The organism is Collinsella stercoris DSM 13279, from assembly GCF_020735465.1.
Lineage (GTDB): Bacteria > Actinomycetota > Coriobacteriia > Coriobacteriales > Coriobacteriaceae > Collinsella > Collinsella stercoris.
The window spans coordinates 1,734,122-1,755,176 of record NZ_CP085935.1; the positions used below are offsets into that span (position 1 = coordinate 1,734,122).

The 21,055-nt window shown below is 63.4% G+C and carries 20 protein-coding genes and 1 tRNA gene; 1 reads left to right on the plus strand and 20 read right to left on the minus strand.

Annotated features, from left to right (window positions below; all coding sequences use genetic code 11):
- Nucleotides 1–3: 3 nt before the first annotated feature.
- The 9 genes from LK434_RS07410 to LK434_RS07450 form a co-directional block, all read right to left on the minus strand.
- Nucleotides 4–1,617, minus strand: coding sequence for an amidohydrolase (locus LK434_RS07410; RefSeq protein WP_006719465.1), 1,614 nt, complete (start codon nt 1,615–1,617; stop codon nt 4–6).
- A gap of 6 nt (nt 1,618–1,623) precedes the next feature.
- On the minus strand, nt 1,624–3,228 hold the full coding sequence (locus LK434_RS07415) for an MFS transporter (protein WP_006719463.1): 1,605 nt from the start codon (nt 3,226–3,228) through the stop codon (nt 1,624–1,626).
- A gap of 308 nt (nt 3,229–3,536) precedes the next feature.
- On the minus strand, nt 3,537–4,034 hold the full coding sequence (locus LK434_RS07420; RefSeq protein WP_148334404.1) for a hypothetical protein: 498 nt from the start codon (nt 4,032–4,034) through the stop codon (nt 3,537–3,539).
- 217 nt (nt 4,035–4,251) lie between these two features.
- Nucleotides 4,252–4,683, minus strand: a complete 432-nt coding sequence (locus LK434_RS07425) for an Hsp20/alpha crystallin family protein (RefSeq protein ID WP_006719459.1) — start codon at nt 4,681–4,683, stop codon at nt 4,252–4,254.
- Between the two features lie 549 nt (nt 4,684–5,232).
- Entirely contained in the window at nt 5,233–5,928 is a 696-nt protein-coding gene (locus LK434_RS07430; protein ID WP_006719455.1) for a cytidylate kinase-like family protein, read from the minus strand.
- 181 nt (nt 5,929–6,109) lie between these two features.
- Nucleotides 6,110–6,748: an amino acid ABC transporter permease gene (locus LK434_RS07435; RefSeq protein ID WP_006719452.1), complete on the minus strand. Its 639-nt coding sequence runs from the start codon at nt 6,746–6,748 to the stop codon at nt 6,110–6,112.
- A gap of 3 nt (nt 6,749–6,751) precedes the next feature.
- Nucleotides 6,752–7,510 (minus strand): amino acid ABC transporter permease, encoded by a 759-nt coding sequence (locus LK434_RS07440; protein WP_006719449.1) that lies wholly within the window; start codon nt 7,508–7,510, stop codon nt 6,752–6,754.
- The gene (locus tag LK434_RS07445; protein ID WP_227917693.1) at nt 7,511–8,575 is read right to left on the minus strand and encodes a transporter substrate-binding domain-containing protein; all 1,065 of its coding nucleotides are present in this window, start codon (nt 8,573–8,575) and stop codon (nt 7,511–7,513) included. It abuts the gene before it with no gap.
- A gap of 9 nt (nt 8,576–8,584) precedes the next feature.
- A complete protein-coding gene (locus tag LK434_RS07450) occupies nt 8,585–9,316 on the minus strand; it encodes an amino acid ABC transporter ATP-binding protein (RefSeq protein WP_040362018.1) in 732 nt (243 codons plus the stop codon).
- Between the two features lie 461 nt (nt 9,317–9,777).
- On the opposite strand from LK434_RS07450, the gene LK434_RS07455 reads away from it, so the two are divergent.
- The gene (locus LK434_RS07455; protein WP_006719441.1) at nt 9,778–10,722 is read left to right on the plus strand and encodes a zinc dependent phospholipase C family protein; all 945 of its coding nucleotides are present in this window, start codon (nt 9,778–9,780) and stop codon (nt 10,720–10,722) included.
- Between the two features lie 438 nt (nt 10,723–11,160).
- Here LK434_RS07455 and LK434_RS07460 read toward each other — a convergent pair whose 3' ends face one another.
- The 11 genes from LK434_RS07460 to LK434_RS07510 form a co-directional block, all read right to left on the minus strand.
- On the minus strand, nt 11,161–11,583 hold the full coding sequence (locus LK434_RS07460) for a hypothetical protein (RefSeq protein WP_006719439.1): 423 nt from the start codon (nt 11,581–11,583) through the stop codon (nt 11,161–11,163).
- A 137-nt stretch (nt 11,584–11,720) separates the two neighbouring features.
- Complete coding sequence (locus tag LK434_RS07465; protein WP_006719437.1) at nt 11,721–12,107, minus strand: hypothetical protein; 387 nt, start codon at nt 12,105–12,107, stop codon at nt 11,721–11,723.
- Between the two features lie 42 nt (nt 12,108–12,149).
- A complete protein-coding gene (locus tag LK434_RS07470) occupies nt 12,150–13,169 on the minus strand; it encodes a TatD family hydrolase (protein WP_227917694.1) in 1,020 nt (339 codons plus the stop codon).
- A 24-nt stretch (nt 13,170–13,193) separates the two neighbouring features.
- Nucleotides 13,194–14,189, minus strand: a complete 996-nt coding sequence (gene rsmA / locus LK434_RS07475; protein WP_006719434.1) for a 16S rRNA (adenine(1518)-N(6)/adenine(1519)-N(6))-dimethyltransferase RsmA — start codon at nt 14,187–14,189, stop codon at nt 13,194–13,196.
- A 784-nt stretch (nt 14,190–14,973) separates the two neighbouring features.
- Nucleotides 14,974–16,575 (minus strand): methionine--tRNA ligase, encoded by a 1,602-nt coding sequence (gene metG, locus LK434_RS07480; protein ID WP_006719426.1) that lies wholly within the window; start codon nt 16,573–16,575, stop codon nt 14,974–14,976.
- An 82-nt stretch (nt 16,576–16,657) separates the two neighbouring features.
- On the minus strand, nt 16,658–17,545 hold the full coding sequence (locus LK434_RS07485; protein WP_006719424.1) for a hypothetical protein: 888 nt from the start codon (nt 17,543–17,545) through the stop codon (nt 16,658–16,660).
- Nucleotides 17,546–17,558: 13 nt separating this feature from the next.
- A complete protein-coding gene (rsmI, locus tag LK434_RS07490; protein ID WP_006719422.1) occupies nt 17,559–18,476 on the minus strand; it encodes a 16S rRNA (cytidine(1402)-2'-O)-methyltransferase in 918 nt (305 codons plus the stop codon).
- 3 nt (nt 18,477–18,479) lie between these two features.
- Nucleotides 18,480–19,544, minus strand: coding sequence for a glycoside hydrolase family 5 protein (locus LK434_RS07495; protein WP_006719420.1), 1,065 nt, complete (start codon nt 19,542–19,544; stop codon nt 18,480–18,482).
- A gap of 123 nt (nt 19,545–19,667) precedes the next feature.
- Nucleotides 19,668–19,740, minus strand: a tRNA-Phe gene (locus LK434_RS07500).
- Between the two features lie 225 nt (nt 19,741–19,965).
- A complete protein-coding gene (locus tag LK434_RS10595) occupies nt 19,966–20,349 on the minus strand; it encodes a DUF192 domain-containing protein (protein WP_083784157.1) in 384 nt (127 codons plus the stop codon).
- Nucleotides 20,350–20,573: 224 nt separating this feature from the next.
- The gene (locus tag LK434_RS07510) at nt 20,574–21,047 is read right to left on the minus strand and encodes a hypothetical protein (protein ID WP_227917695.1); all 474 of its coding nucleotides are present in this window, start codon (nt 21,045–21,047) and stop codon (nt 20,574–20,576) included.
- Nucleotides 21,048–21,055: the final 8 nt, after the last annotated feature.

Genomic DNA, 21,055 nt, shown 5'->3' on the forward strand with positions numbered 1-21,055 from the left:
CGGTTAGGCCTTCCAGATGGTCTCGCCCTCTTTGATGGTCTCGAGGACCTTGAGGTCGCGGACCTCGTCGAGCTCGACCTTGAGCGGATTCTTCTCGACGATGCAGAGATCGGCGAGCTTGCCAACCTCGAGGGTGCCCTTGCGGTCCTCCTCGCCGTACTGGAACGCACCGTTCTTGGTGATGCACTCGAGGCCCTCGTAGACGGAGATCTTCTGGTCCTCGTCGAGCTGGACGCCGTTCTTCGTCACGCGCTTGGCGGCGCACCACACGCTCTCGAAAAGGTTCGGGCGCAGCACCGGGCAGTCCGTGTGGAACGTCGGGGTGAGGCCGCAGTCGAGCGCGTCGCGCACGGCGGACACGCGGCCGCCGCGGACGGGGCCGAAGTTCTTGAGGTGCACATCAGCCCAGTACCAGATGTGGTTCGTGAAAATGGACGGGATCATGTGAATCTCGGGCATCTGCTCATACTGGTCGCGGCGGGCCGTCTGGCAGTGGATCATCACCGGGCGCAGCTCGTGCTTTGCCTCGTTGGGGGAATCCGCCAGGGCGCGCTTGTACACGCGCAGGTACTGGTCGGCGGCGGCGTCTCCGTTGGTGTGGGCGAGCAGCTGGTGATTGCCGTCGATGGCCTTGCGCATGTAATCGTAGGCGTCATCGTCGGAGATGGTGCCGTAGCCGCAGTAGCCCTCGCCCTCGTCACCGGGCGCGTAAGGCTCGGTCATCCAGGCGGTGCGGCCCTGCGGGGAGCCGTCGAAGAACATCTTCAGGCCGCCGATGCGCAGGTGGCCGGTGTAATCGCGGCTGTCGAACTCGGCGTAGTCGGCCAGCATCTTGTCGACGTCCTCGCCATGCATGGGATAGCTCACGACGTCCATCTTGAGCAGGCCCTTCTTGGCGAAGCCCGCGAACATGGCGAGCTGGTCGGCGGTGGTGGCGCCCTCCTGGCAGGTGGTGATGCCGTGCTCGGTGTAGACCTGCTGCATCTGAATGATGAGCTGGTCCATGTCGAACTTCTGGCGCGACTGCACCTGGCCGAACACCGGCCACATGGCGTTGGGCTCCTCGCAGTAGCCGTCGGGCGTCACGCCGTCGGCCTCGCGGCCGTAGCGGCCGCCCTCGGGGTCGGCGGTCTCGGCGGTGATGCCGGTGAGCTCGAGCAGGCGGGTGTTGGCGACCAGCATGTGACTGGAGGCGTGGATGGCCACGACCGGGATCTCGGTGGAGACCTGGTCGAGCACGTGGCGGTTGGGGTGCTTGCCCTCGACCAGCGAGTTCTGATCGTAGGAGACGCCCATGATCACGCTGTCGGGGCCAATGTTGTTGAGCTCGGCGAAGGCCTTCATGGTCTCGACGATCTCGTCGAAGCTCTTGCAGTTCTCGAGCTGCGCCGCGACAACGTACTGGTTGGAACCGGCGATGTGGCTGTGCGGGTCGATCAGGCCGGGCATGAGGCAGGCGCCGTCCAGGTCGACCTCCTCGGCGTCCGCGGCGAACGCGCGCGCGTCGGCGAGCGAGCCGGTGAAGGCGATGACGCCGTCCTCGGCCACGAGGGCCTCGAAGGTGTCGCCCTCGCCCGTCATGGGCAGGATATCACCGTTGAAATACAGCTTCTTCATTGAAGATTACGCCTCTTCCTTCTTGAAGATCTTGATGGCGGGGGTGGTCAGCAGGCCGGCGAGGACGATCGCGGCACCCACGGCGTAGGCCATGCGGGTGGAGTTGTAGCGGCAGTCCTGGTTGATCTTGACGAGCTCGGAGCGCTCGGCGTCGGACATGTCGATCTCGGCGATCTGGGCCTCGAAGTTGGCGTCGGAGACCAGGGAGAAGTTCATGTCGGCGAGCTGCTCGTTGACCTCGGGGGAGATCGCGTCGTTGGAAGCGGCCTCGGACTTCACGGAATTGGTGATGCCGAAGAGCAGGACGGCGCCGAGCAGGGCGATGCCGAGGGCCTGGCCCACGTTGCGCATGGTGGTCTGGATACCGCCGGACTGGGCGGCGTCGCGCTCGTTCACGGCCAGGGCGACGACGTTGTTGGCCTGGGAGGACACGATGCCCGCGCCGGCACCGGCCAGGAAGGCGCCCAGGTAGATGAGCATATTGTTCACGCCGGTCTTGGTGACGGCCATGGCCATGCAGCCGAGGGCGGCGGCCATGACGATGTAGCCGAGCTGGATGACGCGGCGGGGATTGGCGTTCGGGCAGAACTTGGGGATGCCCATGGAGAACGCGAAGGTGGGGGCGCCGGTGACGATGGAGATCACGCCGACGGTGATGGCGGACCAGCCGGCGACGAGCTGCAGGTAGGGAGCCATGAGGATCGCCTGGACGCCCATGAAGAAGAAGGTAATGGCGGAGGCGGCGAGGCCGGCGAGAACCTGCGGGGTCTTGAGGAAGGACTGGGGCAGCAGGGCGAGGCCGTTCTTGGCCTCGACCTTCTTCTCGACGACGACGAGGACGGCGAGAATGATCAGGCCCGCGATGACCATGGGGATGGCGGGCGAGAAGCCGGCGATGGAGGGAGCGCCGGGGAAGGCCTCGACGAGACCCCAAGAGGAGATCTGGGAGATGCCGACGAGGAACAGGAACAGGCCGAGGCCGGCGAGGGCGACGCCGATGCCGTCGAACTTGAGCTTGCCGTCATTCTGCTCGATCTCGGGCAGCTTGAAGGAGAGCAGCAGCACGATGGCGAAGTAGGCGGCGAGCACGAGGAAGGTGACCTTCATGCCGGCCATCTCCATGACCACGCCGAGCACGAGGGGCAGCAGGGCGGAGAGGCCGGAGGCGGCGCCGATGCAGCCGAACGCCAGCGCGCGGTTGGCACCGAAGTAGATCTTGGGGACGAGGCCCAGGACGGAGGGGATCATGAAGGAGGCGCCGAAGCCGACGAGGACGCGGCCGCCCCAGATGAAGACCATCATGTTGGGGGCGAAGGCGAGGACGACCTCACCGAGGGCGCACAGGGCGGCACCAATGCGGAAGTTCTTCTTCCAGCCGATAATGGTGCCCATCATGCCGCCGGCGATCATGAAGGCGCCGGCCATGAGGGAGTACACCATGTTGGCGAGCTGGATGTCGGCGACGGTGGCGCCGAGGTCCTGGGTGAGGGCGGTGGCGGCGAGCGACAGGGCGCCGTTATCGCCCGAGGTGCCCATCTGGGCGAGGATAAGGACGAGAATCGGGAGAACGAGGAACTTCTCCTTCCCCTCCTTTGCAGCAGTAGACGCCATAGCATCTTCCTTTCTTCTACGGGAGACGCTCCTTTACGCCCCCTCTCGAAAAACAGGTCCGGACAAGCGCCCAATCGGCGGTCCCCATCCGCCTCCGCAGCGGCGCGCAGGCGCCGGATCACTGTGTTCAAAATGAGGATACGCCGACATATTCACGCACTTGAGCAGTACATCTGCCGTATCTACGGCAATCAGTCCGCACAGCGCGCCGAAGGCGAGGCCCCGCCGACGAAAAAAGCCCCGCCGAAGCGGGGCCCTGTGGCTTCGCGTCACGCCAAAAGCGCCGCGCGATATGCGCATGGATATGCCTACTTGGCCTCGAGCTCGAAGCCGATGGTGGTGCGGGTCACGACGATGAAGCCGGACACGAGGCCGACGATCGCGCACATGCAACCCTTGAAGACCATCATGCTGGTGCGGGTGAGCGGCAGGGGCAGGACGAGAGTGAAGACCCAGGCCAGGGCGCCGGCGATGAGGGCGGCGATGATGCCGACCGGGATGGACAGGGTCACGGTGCCGCCGGGGAGCTTGGCGATGATGCTGTTGCAATCGGCGTCGGCCTTGTACACGCCCTTCTTGAGGTCCATCTTGGTGAGCGGGACGACGCACCAGGTGAGGATCAGGCCGAGCAGGGCGCCGGTCATGACGATCTCCTCGATGATCTTGCCGGCGGCGAAGGTCACATCGGGGTTGGAGGCGTTCATGCCGAAGAAGATCGCCGCGTTGACGATGCCGTTGATGATGCCGTAGCCGATGACGCACTTGTTCGCGAGATAGCTCTTGTACTCTTTGGTTTCCGCAGCCATGCTGGACCCTCCCCTTGTAGCGTGCTTTTTGCCCAACATAGTGTATATGCGTGGGATGGGGCAATTTAACACAACGTTTGCCGCATCTGCGGAAAAGCGCACCGACGCGCCCCCTTCGTCTTGCGGCTCATGCGGCCCGCATGCCGGCCGCGCGCCATGAAAATGCCCCGGCGCCTTTTGAGAGGCGCCGGGGCGGCGGCGGGACTTACCGGAAAGGCTAGTCGATGGCGATCTTGGTGACGTTCTTCTTCTCAACGAACTTGGGAACGTTGACCGTGAGCACGCCGTCGGCAAACGTGGCGGACAAACCCTCGCTCGCCGCGTCCTTGAGATACACACCGCGGGTGGCGCTGTAGGAAGTGAACTCGCGCTGGAGGTAGTTCTTGCCCTTGTCCTCTTCCTTCTCCTCAGCGTTGACGGAGATGGACAGACGGCCCTCGTTAAGCTCGACGTCAAGATCGTCCTTAGTCACACCGGTGAGGTAGGCCTTGACCTCGTAGGCATCGCCCTTGTCCTCAACGTCGATGGGGAACGCCTTGGAGGACAACGCGGCACGCGGGATATCCATCATGTCGTCGAAAATGTTGAACAGCGAGTTGGCGGAAACGGGGAGAACGCCATAACCCTGACGATACGGAACCATTGCCATAATCGATCACTCCTTCGTGATGCGCGCGGGGTCCATGCCCCGCGCTAAACACGCGCTCAGCGGGTGCGTGCCTTTGTTTGACATCTTCGTTATGCCCGTCCCGCACTCAGTTATTCAATGTAATGGAAGTTTTTTAAGCGTCATATAGTCATCAAATCTAAGCGCAACATACTTAGATTTATGGCGACACGCGCATCGGAACATTGCGATGGCGAATCGCTGCCAAAAATAAGGCGATTATGTAACGAAAAACGCGACCCTCCGAGTACAAGCCCCAAATCGATGAGCGTTATCTGGGAAAACGCTCATGTTTTGCAAGGTCTACTCGACCCATTGGAAAATTCGTTACATAATCGCGCGATTTGCGGCAGGGCACCCCAAAGAGGGGCCCCGCCGTCTTGGTTCTGTGGATCTTTGCGCAGCCCCACGACCGCTATCGATCCTGTCGGCCTTCCAAGACCGCTGTCGACCTTGTCGGCGTTCCATGCCCGCTATCGGTCTTGCTGGTGTTCCATGCCCGCTATCGACCTTGTCGGCGTTCCCCGCCAGCTATTGGTCTTGACGCTGCTCAACGCCCGTTTTTACCTGATCAAGCTCGCTCAGTTTGAAACGGTACGCCGCCGCAATCACGTCCACACAGCCTTGGCGTCCGAGCTTCGCGCGGTTGACCACGAGGTCCTTGCCGTCCGTCATCTTCCACTTGCCTGCGGAATAGCGCTTATAAAACGCCTCGCGCGCATGCTGCATCTCGCGCACCAGCTTGGCACCCGCACGCTTGTCCAGCCCGCGCTTGGCGCGAACGATCTCGACGCGCTCATCAAACGGCGCCGTCACCAGCACGGCGATGTGGTTGGGGCTGTTGCGCAGCAGGTAGTCGGACAGGCGGCCCTCAATGATGCAACTCCGCGTAGCCGCCAAATCCACAATCACCTGGCTCATCGACTTGAACAGCTTATCGGAGAGCGTGCGCGAGTCGACCCGATCGGGCAAAAACGCCATGAACTCCGCCGCCATGCGCTCATCGTACTCGGCGACCTTGTCCAACGCCTCGCCCGCGCGCGACGCGGAGCGCACGAGCAGCTCGTTGTCATACAGCGGAATCCCCAGCTCGACGGAGAGCATCTTGCCGATCTCGTGCCCCTCGGCGCCATAGTCGCGCGCGATGGTAATGACCACGGGTTGATCGACGCGCGCCTCTTGATCTGCGGCGATCCTGCGTTCGTGCATGTTTTTCAAAAATCCCATGACAGTCCTTTCAACAACGGCAAGGTGTGGACGGAGCGGGGCACATGCAATCAACCTGAGGCATGCGCCCGCATGTGGCCGGCAGCGTACGAACAACCACGCACCGCCGCGCCTCGGGTCGTGCCCGCCCGCGCCCATCGCACACGGCGCCCCGCTTCAACGGTGCGCCGCGCCAAGTCGCTTACGCGGCAATTGCCCTACGCTGGAACCGGCGCACCAGCAGCGAGATGCCAAAGTTCAGGGCAAAGTACAGGGCGAACACAAAGCCATAGAGCATGAGCACCTGATCGAGCGAGACCGCATGGGCCATGACGACGTTGGTGGTGTACATGAACTCGGCAACGTTGATGCCCGATAGATACGAGCTGTCCTTGATCACCGTGGTGCACTGGCCAAACAGCGCGGGCGTGATGGTCTTGAACGTCTGCGGCAAGATGATGTAGCGCATGGTGGCAAAAAAGCCGAAGCCCTGGCTCTGCGCCGCCTCGAACTGACCGGCGGGAATGGCGTTGAGGCCCGCGCGCACGATCTCGGCCATGACGGCGCTCGTGAACAGCGTGAACGCGAGAGTCGAGATAAAGATGTCCAGACCCTGCACCGTAAAGTAAATAAAGAGGATCCACAGCAGGTTGGGCGTGCAGCGGAACAGCTCGATATAAGCGCTCACCAACCAGCGAAGCGGCCGCGGCCCGTAGGCCTTGACGAGGGCGAGCACCGTGCCCAGGATGACCGAGCAGACGATGGACAGCGCCGAGATCTCGATGGTCTTGACGAAGCCGCCCATGATGTAGACGAGATTCGTTGCATTGAAGATCTCCATCGCTTACGCCTCCTTTCCGTTGGCCGTAGCCGCCACATCGGTCACGCCGGGAATGACCTTGGCGCGCGGGCGCTCCTTGCTGCGACGCTCAAGCCACTGGCCGAGCATGGCAAGCGGAAAGCAGATCAGGAAGTACATGAAGCAACAGATGATGTAGCCCTGCAGGTAACCGTAAAGGCTCACGAAGTTATCAGAGCGGTACATGAGGTCGCCGCCCGCCACGAGGGCGAGCACCGAGGTGTTCTTGACCAGGTTGAGCGCCTGGTTGCACAGGGGCGGCAAGATGATCTTGAACGTCTGGGGCAACACGATGTAGGCGTACGTTTGCAGGCGCGAGAACCCCTGGCTCTGCGCCGCCTCCATCTGACCGCGCGGAACGGCCTCGATGCCCGTGCGGATAACCTCGGCGACGTAGGCCGCGTGATACAGGCCGACGCCCAGCGCGCCCAGCGCGAACGGCGCGATGCGCACCGGCTGAGCGGCGCCCGTCACAGCCTGCAGGAACTGCGGACCCGCCATATACATAAAGAGCACCTGCACGGGCAGCGGCGTGTTCTGGTAGAACTCGACATACACGCGGGAGATACCGCGCAGCACGCGCGAGCGCGTGGTGGAGAACACGCCGAGCAGCGTGCCGAGCGCGAGCGCCAGAGCGAGGCCCGCGACCACGACCTGCAGAGTTACGCCAAATCCATCCCAAAAAGTGTCCATGTTGGCAAACGCCAACGACCAGCGTTGGGGGTCAAGCAAACCTTCGAGCATTTACACCAGCCCCCATTCCTTGATCTTCTCATCGAGCCAACCGCTTGCGGCGCAATCGAGCACCGTCTGATCGACCACGGCAGACAGGTCGCTGCCCTTTTTGGTAGCAATGCCGTACTGCTGCTCGCCGAACTTGACCTCGGGCTCAAGCAGCTCGACCGTCTCGTTCATGTAGCCCGCAAGCGTGGAGCGGTCCATGGCGAAGCAGTCGATGTTGCCCGCGTCGAGCGAGCTCTTGATGATCGGGTAGCCAGAGAACGCCAGGAACTCCGGCGTGGCGTCAATGTCCTCGTCTTTAAGCATCTGCTCGATGAGGCCCTGCGTGGTGGCGCCCTGGCTCACGCCGATGATGCGCCCGTCGAGGTCGGCGATGCGCTTGAAGCCGCTGCGCTTCTTGACCATGAGGCCCACGTAGTCCGTGCGGTAGGCGCTTGAGAAATCCCAGCTCTCGCGGCGCTCGGGGGTGATGGTGTAGGTGGCGCACACGATGTCGAGCTGGTCGTTGTCGATGAGCGGACCGCGGGTCTTGGGCGTGACGTCGGTGAACGCCACGAGCTCGCGCTCGCGCGCCTCCTCGTAGCTCACACCAAAGATGGACGCGGCGACCTGATAGCACAGGTCGATCTCCATGCCCTCGTACGTACGGGCGGCCGGGTCGTAATAGCCGTAGCCGGGAACGTCCTTCTTGACGCCCGCGTTGAGCTGACCGCGCGCTTGAATGGCGGCCAACTTGGAGCCGGGGGCGGCGGACGTGGAGCCCTGCTGGGTCGCTCCTGAGCCCGCGCCACAGCCCGCAAGGACGCCCGCGCCCATCAGGGCCGCCGAGGCGGCGAGGCCGCGCAGCAGCGAACGGCGCGTCGGACAAAAGGCGGACGTGCGGCCACGGTGCGGCGCGATGGGGCGCTCGCCGGCAGCAGCAACGGAGCCCCGCACCGGTACCGCAGCGGGGCGCACACCGGCAGCAGAAACGGAGTCCTGCACCGGTACCGCGGTGCGGCGCTCCTGCTCATGGCCCCGGGCCTCGACGGCGCGCGGGGCGGTATTCGCAAGATTCTTCATGTGCATCGCCTCGCCCTAGTGCAGGATCTTCGCGAGGAAGTCGCGGCAACGGGGGTTCTGCGGGTTCTCGAAGAAGTGCTCCGGCGAGCCCTCCTCCAGGATGCGACCGTCGTCCATAAAGATCACGCGGTCGGCCACCTGGCGCGCAAAGCCCATCTCGTGCGTCACGCAGATCATGGTGATGTTCTCCTGCGCGAGCTCGATCATGACGTCGAGCACCTCCTGGACCATCTCGGGGTCCAGGGCGCTCGTGGGCTCGTCAAACAGGATGATAGGCTGCTTGGTGCAGAGTGCCCGTGCGATGGCGACGCGCTGCTGCTGGCCGCCGGAGAGGTTCTGCGGGTACTCGCCCGCCTTGTGCGCCAGGCCGACGCGCTTGAGCGCCGCCATGGCGGCCTCGGTGGCCTCCTCCTTGGACTTCTTTTGCAGCTTGATGGGCGCGAGCGTGAGGTTGCCCAGCACCGTCATGTTGGGATACAGGTTGAACTGCTGGAACACCATGGAGCTGTACGTACGCGCCATCTCCAGGTGGTTCTTCTTGGTGAGCGGGGTGCCGTCGATGATGACCTCGCCGCTCGTGGGCTCCTCCAGGTAATCAACGCAACGGATGAGCGTGGACTTGCCCGAGCCGGACGGCCCGATGATGACGAGCTTTTCGCCCTCCTTGACCGTGAGGTCGATATCCTTGAGAACGTGCAGGTCGCCAAAGTACTTATTCAGGCCCCGAATCTCGATCATATTGGCCATGCGCTCCTCCTTATGCCAATCAAACAAGTGTCCGTTATACCCTATTTGCCCAGCTACATGCAATATTTTGGATTTCAAAACCATTTCAATATCGTTTCTATTGAGCGCACGGGGAGCCGCGTCCGGGGTCCCGGGCGGCGGCGGGAACGCGGGCGGGCACTCGGGCGAGCGCGCGGGCGGGCACGGGTTCCAGGCGGCAACGGGCGGGGCTCTGGGCGGTGGCGGCACCATGGTCAGGCACTTGGTCGAGTTCGTAGTCGGCAGCGGGCGCGCGGGCGAACACTCGATCGGACTCGCAATCGGGCGCAACCCGAACAGCCGCCGGCCGAGGGGCCGCCGCCTTCACGCGCAACGACGTTTTGCATGAAGCCGACGCACCTCGTTCGCGCCCAAATTCATCTGAGAAAACAACCTTTTGCTGGGCATAATGAGCGACAGACGTCTGTTTAAAAGGAGGCACCATGCCTGCACTGATTACCCACCGCCTGTTTGGCGAGGAGAGCATCGAGCGCCTGCCCCATGGCCTCATCACCTCCGATGACGAGCGCGCCGCCTTTCTGCTCGCCAACCAGGGCCCCGACCCGTTCTTCTTCCGCTTTCGCACGCCTCACATGGGCGCCTGCATGGAACTGGCCCGCGTGATGCACCGCAGCCGCATGTCGCGCCAGCTCGCCGCGCTGCGCGACGGGGTTGCGCACCTGCAGCCCTCCGACGCCGGCGTTGGCCGCGCATGGACACTCGGCCTGCTCTCGCACTACGTGCTCGACCGCAACGCGCACCCCTTTGTGTACGCCCAGCAGTGGGGCATTCAAGAGGTTGACGGCGACCTCACCGGCGCGGGCAGCCAGGTGCACGCGGTCATCGAGAGCGACCTTGACGTTCTCATGCTCCAGCTCAAGCGCGATGGCGCCACCGTCGCCGACTACCCGCCCGTAGGCGAGCTGGTCACCAACGCGCGCATCGATAAGGTCGCCGGAGCCCTCATGAGCTTTGTGGCAAGCAGCGTGTACGGCCTGAGCGTGGGGGCCAACGAGTACGGCGGGGCCGTCGCCGACATGCAGCTCGCCTACCGCATGATCGAGCCCGCGGGCTCGCTGCGTTCCGATGCGCTCGCGCGCCTGGAAGGCCTGGTCAAAGACTACTCGCTGCTCCAAGCGCTCGGACATCGCGTCACCGCCGAAGCCCCCGCGGGAGCAGGCAATCTGGCGTGTCGGGAATGGGTCAACCCGTTTACGCAGCACACGAGCACGGAGAGCTTCCCCGCCCTTTTTGAGCGCGCGCTCGATGACTACCAACAGGCCGCCGCGCGCTTTATCGAGACGGGAGACACGACGTCTGTGACCGAGCACCTCAACTACTCCGGGCGCCCGCTCGATGCAAGCGAGGAGTTCGACCGCGAGGAATAAGCGCGAACGCTGAGCCCGTGTGCGGCGCAAGGGTTTGACCCGGCGCTTCAGCGCGGGCGGCTTTGCCCGCACATGCTCCGCACATGGGCTTTCCTTGATCTCGCGCCGCGCATGGGTCCGACCCGACCCCGCTCCGCACGCGGGCGAACGTCCCATTTCGGCCCAACGATGGCAATGGGCGCAAGGAGCTCACAGGCACCGACAGGTGGCGCAGGAAGCTCTCGGGCGGCCGCAGGAAACGACAGATGGCGCGGAAGACTCTCGGACGCCCGCAGGTCGAGCGCGGCGGCCCCCGCGCAGCAGCGGATCATGCACGGTAAACGCCCCGGCGGCTGCAAGCTGCCCCCATGAAGGGGGTGCCCACAGCTGCCGGGGCGTATCAAGGCAGGTTGGGTGCCGGATGGTCCGTCGCCTCATCGCGACGACACACCCGGAGCCCTATCGCGACAGCACCTTGGACACGCGGCCGGCAACGGCAGCGATGCACACCAGCGCCATACCGAGCTGCACCAAAAACATGGGCACCACCGAAGCGATGGAGCCGAACAGCAGCGCGCGAACGAATGCGACGATCCCCGCGGGCAGCGATCCGCCAAACCACAACGCAGCGGCCAGCACCACTTTTCCGCTCAGGTTAAATGCATCCGAGCCCGCACGAGTTATCGCCAGCCACGCGCGCACCTCAGCCACCAACAGCAAAACGGGAAGGGCCAGCGAGACGACGGACAAAACCGATGTCAGCCACTCCATGCTCTCCACGGGCGCCGTCATCAAAACGATATCGATCAACACAGTCGCCAAGGCACAGGCGAGCGATATCACGCCCACCTCGGTGAGGGAACGGCGTGCCGAACAGTTCATGCATCTCTCCTTGTCTTTTTTCTGGCAAATCGCCCGTCAACCACGCGCAGACGTTGCTCACCAGTCAACAGCTCGCGGGCATTACCCCTCGGTCAACCACGCGCGACCATTACTCGCCTGCCAGCCACGCGCAGGTATTACTCTCCGGCGCCGTCGCCCTGCCCGCGCTCTTTCGTGAGCTTCTTTGCCTGATGGCGCGAGGCAAACCACACGATGAACGTTGCTAGGAAAAACAGCGTGGTGGCGATGCTCGCGATCCTCTCGAGTTCCGCGTTGGCCAAATACACCCCAAGGCGCGCGACCATAAACATGAAAACGGTGAGGGCGAGCAGGCCGTACGCAACCTTGGTAAGCGGGAGCTCGCGGTGCAGTTGGTTGTCGATGGGCGCGGGGCCGCGGGCGGCCTCTCGGCGCGCACGCAGTTCCTGAGCGGCCTCCTGGGCACGCGCGTCTTCCTCCCGGCGCGCCGCCTTTGCCGCCGCCTTGTCCATCTTCTTTGCGTCTGCGTGCTTTTTCGCGCTCACCGGATCATTCCCCTCATGTGTTGCATATTGCTACCCCGCCTTTTACCCAAAGAGGGCGACCGAGTTGTCCCACAATGCCCGGGCGATCGTGCTCGGGAGCTCTCCCGTACGGTCGCAGCGGTCGTACACGAGCGTGTCCGCCGTCTGCGCGATCATCGCAGGCTCGCATTCGAGGCCGCGGATCGGCTCGGGTGCCATGTAGGGGCAGTCGGTCTCGAGCAGCAGGCGATCGAGCGGGCAGGCGGCAAACGCCTCGCGCACCTCGTCGTTGCGCTTGAACGTGGCGGCGCCGCCAAAGGCGATGTGACAGCCCAGGTCCACAAACCGCTCCATGGTGGCACGGTCCTCGCCAAAGCAATGCAGCACGCAGCCGGCGCGCGGCACGCCCACCTGCCCCAACACGCGCGCGGCATCGGCGTGCGCCTGGCGCGCCGCGTCGCCGGTATCGTTGCGAAGATGCAGCTCAACCGGAACGTTTCGACGCACGGCCAGCTCGACCTGCCGCGCCATCACATCCATTTGCAGCTCATGAGGAGCCGCCTCGATGTCGTCGTCCGCGTCGAAGTGATAGTCCAGGCCAACCTCGCCCACGCCCGCGCACCACGGGTCGTCCAGCGCCGCCTCGACCTGCGCATGCACGGCATCCGTGTAGTCCGCCGTGCCATAGGGGTGCACGCCCACCAGATACCGGACCGGCAACGGGGCCCCCGCCTGCGCCGTGCGCGACGCCACGTCCTGCAGCCAGGCAGAAAAGGCCGTGGCATCGGGGGTTTCCTCACACGCATCCGCCACGGGGTCGAACAACGTCACCAGCCCGCGGACACCGGCGCGGTACGCGCGCACGAGGACTGCAACGGGGTCTTTATCCTCGCCCCAAAAGGAGCGCAGGTGAGCATGCGTATCGAACAGCGGGGCCTGCGGTCGGGGCAAGTCGAGCACCTTGTTCTTCTTGGTGAACTGCAGCTGCTCCCAACCCGCCAGCCCATCCTCTGCAGACGGCCACACACCGGCGGACGGCACCGTCCCCGGCGCACACGCGGGCTGCATTGGTTCATAGGTCATGGTGTTTCTCCTCGTTTGCTGCGACTACGACAAAGCGGATGCAGCCGCAAGAGCCGCGGCGAGCTGCACGAACTCGATCGTGGACAGGGTCTCCGCTCGAGCGGTCGACGCGATGTCGCACTGGGCGAACGCCGCATCGAGCGCCGCCTTGTCAAAACCGTTGGCGCTCATGGAGTTGCGAATGGTCTTACGACGCTGGGCAAAAGCGGCATCGACCACGCGCGCGATGTCCTCAGCGCTCGGAGCCCCGGCCAGCACCAGAACTGAGGCGCCATCCTGGCCCCCATTCGAGTCGCATGTCAAAACGCCATCAGAACCCGCCGTCGAAACCGGAGCATCCGTGCCACACGCAGCGTCAACTCGGCGATCCGACAACGTGCCGGGGAAGCCCACGCGATCGATGCGCACAACCGCCGAATCCACGTGCGGGGCGGGCATAAAGCAACGCGGCGGCACCTCAAAACGACCCGTGACCTCGCCATACAGGGAAAGCTTGACCGTGTAGGCACCGTACACCTTAGTGCCGGCAACGGCGGCGATACGGTCGGCAACCTCTTTTTGCACCATGACCACCGCACGCCTGAGGCTCGGCATGGTCTGGAAGAACTGCAGGATGATGGTCGCCGCGACGTTGTACGGCAGATTTGCCACGAGCAGCTCGGACTCACCACCAAGCGCCTCGGCGATCTGCGCCGGCGGGACCGCGAGCGCATCGCCCATGATGAAGTTGAAGTTGGGATGGTCGATCGCATGGGCCGAGAGCACCGGCTCGAGCTCGGAATCCATCTCGATCGAAGTCACGCGGCCCGCGGCCTGCACAAGCGCCAGCGTGAGCGTGCCGATACCGGGACCCACCTCGAGCACGCGCTCGGAACCCGTGAGCTCGGCGAGATCCATAATGCGCTCGATCACATGGTTGTCGATGAGGAAGTTCTGCCCCAGGCGGTGCTTTGTGGCCAGGCCAAAGGCCTCGAGTATCTCTCGCGTGGCGGAGGGATTGGCCAGAGGGGAGGTTGTCATGGGCGAAACCCTTCACGATGACGTATTACAACGTGCCTAGCTTACCAGCCCAGCCAGAAGCCGGGCAATGGCGAGCCGCAGCTGGGACAAGACCCATCAAGGCAGAAGCTGGGCCGAAGGCCAGCCCGAGCGCAGTCGGAACCGGGTTGGAGCCAAAACGAAACAGGTCGAATGCCGATCCAAACCAAGTCAATCTTGAACGAAGCTGAGATGTCGCCGAGCCGTCGCGGAACCGGTTATGGCAAAAGACGGGCTGGAACTGTGGCTGTGACGAACGAAGTTGGCCAAAAATGGGCCGAGGCGCGCAAACGCAACCCGAGCCGGACCGGAGCCGACCCGAGCATGGCTTGGGTTGAGGCAGCGAGGGCCTGAGTTGCGGTCAAGCCAGAAACGAAACGATGTATCGTGACCCTCATGCAATCCTCGTGATTGAGAAGGTGCAGCCAAGCCAGAAACGAAGACGATTGTATTCCTGCAAATGACCCGTCGGCCCCCGTTGAAGCCGCAAATCAGGCGAAAAGGTAACGAACTTCACGACGTCCTGAGTACACGCGCAATTTGACCTTTGTTTTCCCTGATAAAGTCTTTTATCTTTGGCGTCTACTCGGGAGGTACGGATCTTCGTTACCTTTTCACTCGATTTGTGGCTTGCATCCCACGCACAGGGAGCAAAAACTCAAACCCGAGTCAGAGGAAAGGCGCCTCTCGGCGCCTTTCCTCTCATCTTTATCTGGCCGTGCCCCGTGCGGAGCATGCGCCCAGCACATTTCGACGCAAACAGCCCTTACGCCAAGCGCGGGAACAGGGCCTCGCCCTTCTCGACCGGCAGGCCCGCGGCGAGCTGGCCCCACGCGCAGGCTGCTGCCATGTTGTCCGTGGCGGCCTCGCCCTCGCAGCCGATGCGGCGCAGCGCCTCGGCGCTGGTGCTCGGCATGAGCGGCATGAGCAGGTGCGCGGTGATGCGGATGCACTCGAGCAGGTTCCAGATCACGTTGGCGAGTTCGCCGGTCTTCGCGGGATCCTTGGCGAGTGTCCACGGCTCGGAGTTCTCGATGTAGAGGTTGGCGGCATGGACGAGCTCCATGACCTCCTTGGCGGCGTCGCCGTAGGCGAAGGCCTCCATCTTGGCGGCGTAGCGCTCGAACAGGCCGTCGGCCACGGCTGCCAGCGGGTTCTCGGCGTAGCCGGCAGCGCTGGAGTCGCGCTCGGGCGTGGCGCCCTCGAAGTACTTGATGCACATATTGGTGGAGCGCGAGATCAGGTTGCCCCAGCTGTTGGCGAGGTCGGCGTTGTAGACCTGCTCCATACGGCCGAAGCTGATGGCGCCGTCGGTGCCGGGGGTAACGTCGGTCATGAAGTAGTAACGATAACCCTCGACACCGAGCTTCTCGATGACCTCGCGCGGCGCGATGGCGTTGCCGCGGGACTTGGACATCTTCTCGGCCTTGCCAGTTTCCTCGTTCTTGACGGTGAGGAAACCGTGAGCGAAAACGTGCTCAGGCAGGGCCTCGCCCAGCGCCATGAGCATTGCGGGCCAGATCACGCAGTGGAAGCGGATGATGTCCTTGCCCACGATATGGGTCTGCGCCGGCCAACGGTAGGCGAAGTCGGCCGCCGCCTCGTCGCCCTCCTGGCCGTAACCCACGGCGGTCATGTAGTTGGTAAGCGCGTCGAACCACACGTAGGTCACGTGCTCGTCATCGAACGGGACCTGGATGCCCCAGTCGAAGGACGTGCGGGAAACGGAGAGGTCGTTCAGGCCGCCCTCCACGAAGGAACGGACTTCGTTCATGCGGAAGTCGGGCTGGACAAAATCCGGGTGCTCGTCATAGAGCGCGAGCAGCTTGTCCTGGAACGCGGAGAGCTTGAAGAACCAGCTCTCCTCCTTGACGCGCTCGAGCGGGCGATGGCAGTCGGGGCAGAGGTGCTGGCCCTCGGTACCGCGGGCCTCGTCGGCCTTCTCGACCTGAGTCTCGGTGAAGAAGGTCTCATCCGGCACGCAGTACCAGCCGTCGTAGCTGCCCTTGTAGATGTAGCCGGCCTCCTGCATGCGCTCCCACAGGTACTGCACGGCGCGCTTCTGGCGGGGCTCGGTTGTGCGGATGAAGTCGTCGTTCGAGATCTCCAGCTCCTCCCACAGCTCATGGAAGTGCGGAGCCTGGGAATCACACCACTCCTGCGGGGTCATGCCGTGCTTCTCGGCGGCCTCGGCGACCTTCTGGCCGTGCTCGTCCATGCCGGTCAGGAACTTGACGCTGTAGCCGGCGGCACGGCGGTAACGCGCCTGGACGTCGGCGATGATGGTGGAGTACGCGGTGCCCAGGTGCGGGTCGGCGTTGACGTAGTAAATCGGCGTGGTGATGTAGTAGGACGGCTTCGAGCTCATGACACGCGGCTTCCTTCTCGCTGGTTGTTCATGCAATTCTTCATTTTAGCAGGTGAAGCGCAGCCGCCAAACCGCAACATCCTCACACGGCGCGCCGGCCTTCGTTCACCTCTTCGAAGTCATCCGCATCGACCATCCACTCGCCAATCATCCTCCCGATACTCGCCCTCGTGGAGTCACTTCCGCCCTCGAATTTCTCCCGCCACCATGCTATGCGCTCTTTTACCTGGCCGAGCAACTCTGGACGGCGAGATACGAGGTCAAAGGGCAAATATAGACATTCCGCTGGCATCTCATTAACCTTATGGACCCAGTTGTTGCCCGCAAGGAGTTCGAAGACCGCCTCGAGTTTGCCCTCATCGAAGCCGAACACATATCCCCGCCTGCCCTTGAACGGGCGTTTCGCGAGCGCGATCCAGGGCACCCGGATAACGTAACCCCATGAAAGCACCTGTTCAAACCCTACATCATCGAGCGACAATTCATACTCCGCGGACAGCTCCCCACGCGGGGAATCGAGGTTGCGGCTGCCGTACATGCCGAACCACGCTCGGACCATCGGGTCGATGGTCGATGTCATCATCGTTTGTCGCAGACAGATAAGGTTCGCCGGAATGAGGAAGATGCTGAAGAAGATCGCGCCGTAAACGATGTTCCGTGGATCGCCCTTCGAATAATACAGGAGCATCCAAACGACACCGACATCGAGAAACACGACAAATGTCCTTAAGCGCCGACCCACCGTTCCAAAGCGGACATCTTTGAACGCTTGCAGGTTGAGCAAGACCCGCTCGCAAACGTCTATACGTTCGCGAGGCGCATCAAGCAGAGGGGCCGTCAAGCGCACCTGTGGCGCGCCGTACCGTTCTTGCATCGACGTAGGCTCACGTCCATCTAGAGACCCGCCCGCATCGGTTCGAGCGAGCGGCCCGGTTAGACCCTCCGTATGCGAATCCTGCGAGAAGTCCATGGCCGCCCCCAACTTAGCCCTGCAGCTCGAGTGCCAGGTTGTAGACGTCGCGCTTCTTTCGCGAATACTTCTGCGCCAAGCGCTTGGCCAGCGCATTTGCCGAATCGCCGGCGGAGAGGCCCTCGGCGATGTCGGAGCGCAGCAGCTCATCCGGGTCGACGGGCGCACCGATGGAAGCGCCGGCGGCGAGCGCCGCCTCGAGCCGATCGAGCTCATCCTCGCTCGGAGGCGCCACCACGATCACCATCTCGCCCTTGAGCTCGCCGCGCTCGAGTACCTGCTCGTGCAACTCGGGCGCAGGCGCGCGCAGCACTTCCTCATGCAACTTGGTGAGCTCGCGGCATAAGGCAACCGTACGCTGGGGAAACACCTCGGCGATCGCCTTGAGCGAGGCCTCCACGCGATGCGGGGACTCGTAGAAGATCAGCGCCCCGGGAACGGGGGCCAAACGCTGCAGACGGCGCACGCGCTCACCGTGCTTGCGGGGCAAAAAGCCCTCGAAAAAGAACTGGTCGCTCGGCATGCCGGAGAGCACCAGAGCCGTCACGCACGCAGAAGGGCCGGGGATCACCTCGACCGGAGCGCCTTCGCACCGAGCCAGCTCGACGAGCACCTGACCGGGGTCGGAAACGCTCGGCATGCCGGCGTCGGAGGCGAAGGCGATGCGCTCGCCCGCCAGCACGCGGCCCACGAGCTCCGGAGCGCGGCGTTCGATCACATTGTCATCGCAGCGCACGAGGGGTTTGGAAATCCCCAGATAGGCAAGGAGCTTGCCCGTCACGCGCGTGTCCTCGCAGCACACCGCGTCGGCACGGCGGAAGGTCTCCGCGGCGCGGGCGGAAAGATCGCCCAAATTGCCGATGGGCGTCCCCACCAGTGACAGCATTCCCCCGGCACCGCCGCCTGCATTCAACGTATTCTCCGCTTCCATGCGCTACTCCATCATCGCGCGCTCAAGCGGGGCGAGCGCCACGCGGGCGTCCCACGCCGGCAGGCGACGCTCGGTTTTCCATGTTTGGAAGAACCAGCCGTCCGCCGCATCGAAGGTCGCAAGCTGGTTCGACACAAAGACGCGCTCGTACGCGCGACGCCCCTCGGGCGTGACCGAAGAGCCGGAAAGCACCGCAGCGCCTGACCATTCGCCCACGATAACGGGGAACTTGAGGCTCTTCGCCTCGTGTATCAGAGCCTTGTTGCGCTGTATGGCAGAGGTGAGCCCCCGGGGAGTGGTGATGTCCTGAGCGGTCTCATCGCGGAAATGATACAGATGCAGGTCCATGACCACGTTTTGATACTGGTCGCCCGCCATAAAGCGCTTCCAGGCGCCCGGGTGCCCGGAATCGGAAAACACGACGATCTTTCGCGTGGGCATATGGCGACGCACGACTTCATATGCATCGCGGTAGAAATTCCGCAGGTAATGGCTGGGAATGCCAACGCTTGCGGAAAACAGCCCCGTGCGCACGCTCATGACGGGCGAGTCGAGCAGCTCGATGCCGAGCAAGGGGTCTTGTTCTCCGTAGCGCTCGGCAAGACGCTCGAGCACCTCGAGCGCCGTCGCCCTGCCATTTGCAGACGAGTGCCAATCTGCAACGATATCCGAGGTGGTGGGGGAGCTATTGGAATCTCCCTGTCCACCGGGGACCGTCGCGAGATCGAGTAGGACCTTCATCTCGTATTTGTTGGCCCACTCCATGGCGCGATCGATGTAGTCGATGCAGGAAATGTACGATTCGTGCTCGTTTTGGGAGCCAAACGCGTACCACGGCAACGGAATGCGCACCGCGTTGAGGCCCATGGCGGACATGCGCTTGAAATCCAGTTCGGAGATAAAGGTTTCGTAATGCTCGCGGATGCGCTCGTTATAGGCGGCCGGCCCCAAGACCTGCTGAAGCTCGCCGTCGTTCGATGCGCCCGTCGCGGCAAATAAAGACGGCGTGACCCACGGCTCCAAGATAAACCAGCCGGACAGATTGACACCGCGAATCCTGTCGAACATGGGCAGCCCTCTCCGCGTAAAACCTACTCGTCTCCTTAGGATACCCCCACATCGCGGAGCGCACGCGATGGAAAGTAAATGCAAAAGGCCTCCCATTTCTGGAAGGCCTCACAATGCAAAGGGTGGCGCGGAAGGGAGTCGAACCCCTGACACGAGGATTTTCAGTCCTCTGCTCTACCAACTGAGCTACCGAGCCACAAGGTGCGCTGTCGTTAACAGCGGAGATTACTATACCAAAGTTTACGATCCGGTCAAGCGCGTTTTTTCCTTTTGTCAAAATTCACCCGCACCCTGCCGCCGACCAGGGAGGCGCGGAACACGACGCGCATAAGAGGCCGCGGCACGCGGGAGGGGCGACGTGCACACATCCCAATCGTCCAAGACGCCTACAGCTCGACCGACCGGCTTGGACACCCTACCGTCATCCGGACAGGGCGCACCAGGCGCCCTCACCCTGAACGTGCGAAGCCACCTCCCTTGGAGAGCACCGCTCAATCACGAGATAGGCCCGGGCGCACGAGCACATACTCCAAGGCGGAACGCAGCTATGACGCTGTATGACCCGACCCGCGGCATCGACAAACGCGATATCGATTGGGGCCGACATGAACCACGTGTGCACCGAACGGCAGCGTGGAAACACCAAGATGCGCGGGCGAGTTGCTTCGTCCAACGCGGAGCATGCAATCAGTCCCCTCGCGCGCTGCCAATACGTCACCGCCCCTTCAACATCCCCATCCCAGCCAAGCTCGCATAGAGCCCGGGCGGCAATCGCACGCCACGCCACGTCTCGCCCGGGGCGCATAGGGCACGATGCGATTCGCGAAACGCCGCGCCGCCGAGCCCCGGCCTCCGCTCCCGGCGCTCCGCATCGGTTGCCCGCATCGCGGCGTTGGCGCAGCACGCGAACCCTCCAACGTCTCAAAAATCCAAGACGCCCCACGCAATCACCTCATCTTCAAGCCATCCCATGCGTCGCCGCAACACACGGTTTCACGGCCAAAGCCATATCCCCAGCAGAAAGACGCCCTACATAACCACCCCCGGCCTCCATGGATCCACCGTGATGGACCTCGTGTGCGTCAATTCCAGGGGAGCCCCCATATCGACTCCCGCAACCACCAAGCCCTGGGGCCACGGCGCATACCGCATCGTGCAACGATAGGTGCGCAGGCTCCCGACCATGTGCAGCAGGGACCCTCCGGTGGCGGAATCGCCTCCCGCCTGCTCATCGGCCTCTACATCGATTTCCACGTCATAACCGTCCATCGCGCGCTCCAAGCGCTCCTCCACGTTCGACGCAGACCCCGCCATCGAAAGGGCGCCCGTCGCGTCGCCCGCCGGCGCCACCCCATGGGCGAGAACGATGTCGGGTGCCACCCGGTCAAAGCGCGCGGTTGCGGACGCAAACACCATCACGTTGTACACGATGAGCGCCACGACCAACATGACGGGGGCGACGACCGCCATCTCGACGGTTGCCTGGGCATGCTCTTCCCGCATGGCGCGCA